Here is a 1,587-nt window from a genome sequence, read left to right as displayed (position 1 = left end):
ACAGACGGAACCCGCTCGTGATCGCGCAGAGCCGCGTCGAGCTCCGGCTCGCCGTTCGAGCCGACTGGACGCACGCCCGGCGATTTCTCGCCGTCCGCGAGCGTCAACAGATTGTGGTCGAGATCTTTGACCCGATTGCCCCACGTCTCCCCTATGAAGGCATTCGGCACTCCTCCAGGAAAGTAGTCATCTTCATAAGGATCGTAGTCTGGAAAGCGCGGAATGATGCCCTTGAGCGCAACGTGGTTTCGTTCCGCCATCCAGTCGGCAGTGATGGCGGTGTAAGAAAAGCCGTAGCCCACGACGCCACCGGTGGACCAAGGCTGCGCGACGATCCAGTCAAGCACCTCGCCGAAATCCAATGTCTCATCGCGCGCGCGATGATAAGGCCACACTCCGAAAGAGGCTCCGGTTCCGCGAACATCTCCAACAACAACGGCATAACCGTGCGGCACAAATTGGTCGGCAAGGTGGTTGGACGGACGGCCTTTGATCCCGCGCCAATAGCGGGTCATGATCAGAATAGTATCTAGACCAGTACTGGAATCCTTGTCTAACGGGCGAGAAACATCCAAGGCCAGTTTCACGCCGTCGCGCATCGTCACGTATGTCGATACCACATGTCCGATCTCAAAGGGCATCGCAGCAGCACCATCGAGATCGAATCGGAAAATCGAATTTGGCGTCCCCTGACGAGAGCGACTCATACAAGTCTCCTTATTCTCTAATCTTTCCCAAATGCCATTATCGCGTACGATCCGCAGATGAGGCTCGTTCTGACGATCGGAATCATTGGCGCGTACTACAGCACTGCGTCCAACATTATTTGGGTATAGATTGATCGCAAAAGGACACTAATAAACCTGGCTGGTCAGGTATTTGCGTGTTGGTTGCGATTGTGGGNGTCTTTGAACATCGCTCATCGGCTAGTGGCACGAAGGCGATTACATCGCCGGATGTTCGTTCAAGGAAGGATGAGAACCCCAACTGCTTGACCGCCGATCGCTAAGCTCGTGACCGACATTTCGATATTGTTTTTGTCGGCGTCACCGTCCGGATTTTGCGCGCGACCTGCCGTCGACCATCGATTCAAAGCTGGGCACGACGGTCTTGCAACCAGCAGTGCGCGTTGCTCCCTCCGCGATCCGCGCCAGCAACGAATGTCCGGAGTGCCTACCGATTATTGCGCTCTAACGATCAATCTATGTGCAAAAAATGTTAGACGCGCAATATTTTTTGGCGACACTGGAGGGATCAGCCGCAAAGAGAATATCCATGAACGAAGTTGTTACGAAGCAAGAAAATCAAGCGTTTCACATTACCTTCAACCGCCCAGAGCGGCTGAATGCCGTCAACGAAGTCCTCTATCAACAAACGTTGGATGCCCTCCAGTATGCAGATAACGACCCAAATATACGCTGTGTGGTCCTTTCCGGAAAGGGTCGGGCATTCTGTGCGGGTGCCGATCTAAAGGCCCACAAATCTGGCGTCCGGACGCGCGATGAGCGCGAGGCCTATATCACGCTTGGGCAGCGCGTTTGCGAACAGATTCAGACGATGAAAACGCCCGTTATCGCCCAAGTGCAT

2 protein-coding genes are annotated in these 1,587 nt (G+C 54.4%); one reads left to right on the top strand and one right to left on the bottom strand.

The window, feature by feature from the left end; all coding sequences use genetic code 11:
- A partial coding sequence (locus X742_RS1000000174650; RefSeq protein ID WP_032925176.1) for a CocE/NonD family hydrolase occupies window positions 1–707 on the bottom strand: 707 nt, incomplete at its 3' end.
- Window positions 708–1,275: 568 nt separating this feature from the next.
- On the opposite strand from X742_RS1000000174650, the gene X742_RS140370 reads away from it, so the two are divergent.
- The coding region (locus tag X742_RS140370; protein ID WP_198019290.1) for an enoyl-CoA hydratase/isomerase family protein at window positions 1,276–1,587 on the top strand (312 nt) is incomplete at its 3' end.

The organism is Mesorhizobium sp. LNHC229A00, assembly GCF_000502415.1.
Lineage (GTDB): Bacteria > Pseudomonadota > Alphaproteobacteria > Rhizobiales > Rhizobiaceae > Mesorhizobium.
Note: the sequence above shows the minus strand (reverse complement) of the source record. Positions and strands in the feature narration are given on the sequence as shown.